This is a genomic window from Janthinobacterium sp. ROICE36 (genome assembly GCF_002869965.1).
Classification (GTDB): domain Bacteria; phylum Pseudomonadota; class Gammaproteobacteria; order Burkholderiales; family Burkholderiaceae_D; genus Janthinobacterium.
The window spans coordinates 1-3,700 of the sequence record NZ_PEBS01000146.1 but is presented as its reverse complement, the minus strand read 5'-3'; the positions used below and the strand labels follow the sequence as shown (position 1 = coordinate 3,700).

Sequence of the window (3,700 nt, the reverse complement as noted above, 5' to 3'; positions counted from 1 at the left end):
ATCTACAACCACAACATTCCCCAGCGCGCCTTGGATAACGCAACACCGATTCAGGCGATGAAGAAATGGCAGGAGAAAAAGCCGGAATTATTCGTTAAACGCGTATATAACCAGGCCGGTCTTGACACTTAGAATATTTGGGGCGGGCTGGCAGAAAACGAACATCGAGATTCTTCGGAATGTCAATAGTGCGATAAAAAAGCCAGTCAGATGACTGGCTTTTTTACTATTTTGGACTTTCTTGAAACTGTTTTGCATTATCACAAATTTCATACCATGCAGGCTTGGAGCCAACATACACATGAAATTGCATTCTTACCCCAGGGTCATCATCCAGGCAGTTAACTGATATTGGAAATGAATCATTCTCTGAGCCAATTTCCCCCAAAGAAGTCCCGCAGTTTTTGCAAAAAGTTCTTGCATATTTAAACGGTGGCTCTGGCGCATATCGTTGAATAAATTCTCGCCCCTCCAGCAAGGTAAATGAATTTTTATCAACAAAGACCAAGGCACTCGCTCCGGCCTTCCGACAACGAGAACAGTGACACCTCCCCATCATGCTTGGGGGCGATGACAATTCAAACTTTACTGAGCCACAGCAGCAACTGCCTTTGATCATGATGTGTCCTTTTTGAGTGTTGACACTGTATTTTTACACAGTACTTCAAGGCAGGCAAGATACACATTGACCCGCCGTCACCACCGAGCAGACCCGCTCCGAAAGTATGACGCCAACTCATTCCGCCGGCAATTTTCAAATACCCAAAGCAACGGCTATGAAGCGAGCTCTGATCCGCCTGCCGCATCACTGGATATCGGCCGACAATTACTTACCATCATGGGAAGGTCATGTCCAAACCGACCATCCTGACAACGACGAAGGTGACGATCCCCAAGGCCAGGAGCGATAGCGCGAAGACTGCGACCACCTTGCCGCTGGCGCGTAGCACCGCGCGATTCTGCTTCGCCTTATCCTTATCCTTCTTCCCTTGATCGTAATGCCACTTGATAGCGAAGAACATGCCCGTGCCAAGCACGAGAGCCTTGAACGTCACGAAGACTATAGGGGTCAAATCCATCATTTTGCGTATTTCCAGTCTATTACTTGACACTATCTATCGTGAGGAACACTACCTCAGAACGCTGCTTCAGCCGCTTCTGTTCAAACCATCCCCAGGCATCCTGTTTGACTCTTTCATTATATCTGCCTATGAAATAACCATGGCATCGGGCGCAGTGATTTGCCGCATGATACAGATGAGAGCAGAGAAAACGTCAGCGACTGCCATGCAAGGATGGTGTTGCTGCACGTTCTAATGCATACTACTTGAAAACAATTTCCATACATTGATACAAAATGTCCCCGTTAAAAACCATACAAGATGAAAATTTGACTATCTGGCTGCCGCGCTTGGCCGGCAACAAAGGGCCACGTTTTTTGCAGATTGCGGATGCGTTGCAGGCGGCGGTGGCAGACCGATCTTTGACACCGGGCGACCGCCTGCCTACGCAGCGCCAGTTGGCAGCCCAGCTGGACGTCGACCTGACGACGATCACGCGCGCATACGACGAAGCCAGACGCCGCAACTTGTTGGAGGGCCGCGGCGCCCGAGGCACGTATGTCGCGGCGCCGAAAGTCGAATTGACCGCTATCCTCGACCTGAGCATGAATACCCCGCCACCGCCGGATAGGGTGGACTTCGACGACATGTTGAAACAAGGTTTGTCTCAAGTATTGATGAGGGCAGATAATGAATTGCTGATGACTTACCACTTGGGCGGGGGAAGCGACTCCGACCGTCAGGCTGGCGCCAAATGGCTGGCACCGATGTTTGGACATCTCGATTCCGGGCAGCTTGTTGTCTGTCCGGGTGCGCAAGCGGCAATCGCCGCATTGATCCTTGCGCTGACGGAGCCTGGCGATGTGATCCTGGCAGAGCCAACGAGTTATCCCGGCTTGCGTGCCGCAGCGACGCAGTTCGGCCGGCGTATCATTGCGGTGGAAGCGGACAGGCACGGGATGGTGCCGGAGATGCTTGAGCAAGCGTGCCGCCAGCACAAGCCCGGGCTGGTCTACGTCAATCCGACATTACAGAATCCAACCGCCATCACCATTCCGGAACGCCGACGCAAGGAGCTCTCCAGCATCGCGAAGCGCTGCAATGTACGCATCGTCGAGGACGATCCCTACTGGCTTCTTGCCGATGCACCGCCGCCACCTGTTGCCACGTTTGCCCCGGAACAGGTGGTCTACATATCAACCCTGTCGAAATGCCTGACACCCGGCTTGCGCGTCGCCTTCGTGCTGATACGCGACCCGCACGAGCGCGAGCGCTTCCTGGTCGCGCTAAGATCATTTGCGCTGATGGTCGCGCCTCTGACGGCCGCACTGGCCACTCAGTGGATACTCGACGGTTCGGCTGCCGGATTGATGGAAGGCATACGCAAGGAGGCGCGCCTGCGCCACCGGATGGCGCGGGATATTCTGGCGGGGCGGTACAGCGGCTCTGGCGACGGCCTGCATGTATGGCTCGAGTTGCCCGCGTATTGGAACTCCTCACAGCTTGCGCGTGCAGCCGACAGAGAGGGCATCGCAGTCACGCCGGCGGAGGCATTCGCCACCGGCAGCGGATCCGTGAATGCAATTCGGATCTCTTTGGGGTGCATCAAGGACCGTGGACGCTTGCAGGCGGGTCTTCAACGACTCTCTCATCTGCTTGCGCGGCGGCCCGATTCGTTCAGCGCTGCTGTGGTTTAACCGTCCCGGAAACACGGTGCTTCATCCAGGATGTTGGCGCAGCCGATTTTTTGACCCAAACTGCCGATTTTTGGCAACTCACGTCCATAGCTAGTGTAGTGCTTCGTTATTCTTTGAACTAAGCCTCCGATTGGTACGGATCACTTTTTGCAGGATGTCGTTAGCCTTGGCGGTCCATACAAACGGCTTCGGATTCTGATTATGGGCCGTAATATATTCATGGATTGCGACGGTCAGTTCATGGACGCTACGAAAGACTCCGCGCTGGAGTCGATCCGTTGTCAAACTGCGGAAGAAGCGCTCGACCATGTTGAGCCAGGAGGCGGACGGTAGTTGTCAAGATAGTTGTCGCGTAAGTGCGGTTTTAGAATGCGTCGTTTCAGTCCTTTCCTCAGCAGGTCATGCGGCGCGGCGCTGGTCAAGTTTGGACGGCGGGTTAAGCCAAACCTCGTCGGCCACCTGCCACGCGCGTGGCGGCCCTTTCCAGCGCAACGGATGGCGTTCCCGCGCCTGCGCGTAGACCTCTCGCCGCTGCCGCAGCACGGCGTCGGCAACGCCGCTGTGGCGCTGTTCCGGCGTCACGAAGGACAGGCCGCTATGCAAATGCTCGCCGTTGTACCAGGTGACGAATTTCAGCACCCATTGTCGGGCCAGTTCGATGTCTTCGAATCCATTCGGCGGGTAGCCGGGGGCATACTTGCAAGTGCGGAACCAGGCTTCGATATGGGCGTTGTCGTCCGAGACGCCGGGGCGGCTATGCGACGGTGTGATGCCCAGCGTCTCCAGTTTGGACTTGAGCGTGTGCGCCTTTTGCGCTGCGCCATTGTCCGCGTGCAGCACCAGCGGCTTGCTGTGCGGGCGGCGCTCGCGCCAGCAAGCCCGTTCCATCAACGCGGCCGCCTCGTCGCCGCCCTCGCGCGCATGCACCTCCCAGGCGACCAG

General features: G+C 55.8%; 4 protein-coding genes and 2 pseudogenes. 2 read left to right on the top strand and 4 right to left on the bottom strand.

The genetic code is table 11. The features are described 5' to 3' along the window. A pseudogene (locus CSZ94_RS29100) lies at window positions 1–132 on the top strand (IS481 family transposase); the annotation flags it as partial. A gap of 94 nt (window positions 133–226) precedes the next feature. Here CSZ94_RS29100 and CSZ94_RS26980 read toward each other — a convergent pair. Together CSZ94_RS26980 and CSZ94_RS26975 are read right to left on the bottom strand one after the other, a co-directional pair. Continuing rightward, window positions 227–619 carry a GFA family protein gene (locus CSZ94_RS26980; RefSeq protein ID WP_102124308.1) on the bottom strand — a complete coding sequence of 131 codons (393 nt, stop codon included), beginning with the start codon at window positions 617–619 and terminating at the stop codon, window positions 227–229. A gap of 217 nt (window positions 620–836) precedes the next feature. Continuing rightward, complete coding sequence (locus CSZ94_RS26975; protein WP_102124307.1) at window positions 837–1,082, bottom strand: hypothetical protein; 246 nt, start codon at window positions 1,080–1,082, stop codon at window positions 837–839. A 275-nt stretch (window positions 1,083–1,357) separates the two neighbouring features. Between CSZ94_RS26975 and CSZ94_RS26970 the strand changes: the two genes are divergently transcribed. After that, on the top strand, window positions 1,358–2,758 hold the full coding sequence (locus CSZ94_RS26970) for an aminotransferase-like domain-containing protein (protein WP_180977655.1): 1,401 nt from the start codon (window positions 1,358–1,360) through the stop codon (window positions 2,756–2,758). A 90-nt stretch (window positions 2,759–2,848) separates the two neighbouring features. Here the strand turns inward: CSZ94_RS26970 and CSZ94_RS26965 are convergent. Then, window positions 2,849–3,085: pseudogene (locus tag CSZ94_RS26965) on the bottom strand (IS630 family transposase); the annotation flags it as partial. A 72-nt stretch (window positions 3,086–3,157) separates the two neighbouring features. Then, window positions 3,158–3,700: integrase core domain-containing protein (locus CSZ94_RS26960; RefSeq protein ID WP_180977654.1), on the bottom strand; the 543-nt coding region annotated here is incomplete at its 5' end.

Excerpts from the sequence above, each read along its gene's own strand:
- CSZ94_RS26980 (WP_102124308.1), bottom strand. The coding sequence starts at position 619 with ATGATCAAAGGCAGTTGCTGCTGTGGCTCAGTAAAGTTTGAATTGTCA.
- CSZ94_RS26975 (WP_102124307.1), bottom strand. The coding sequence starts at position 1,082 with ATGATGGATTTGACCCCTATAGTCTTCGTGACGTTCAAGGCTCTCGTG.
- CSZ94_RS26970 (WP_180977655.1), top strand. The coding sequence starts at position 1,358 with ATGTCCCCGTTAAAAACCATACAAGATGAAAATTTGACTATCTGGCTG.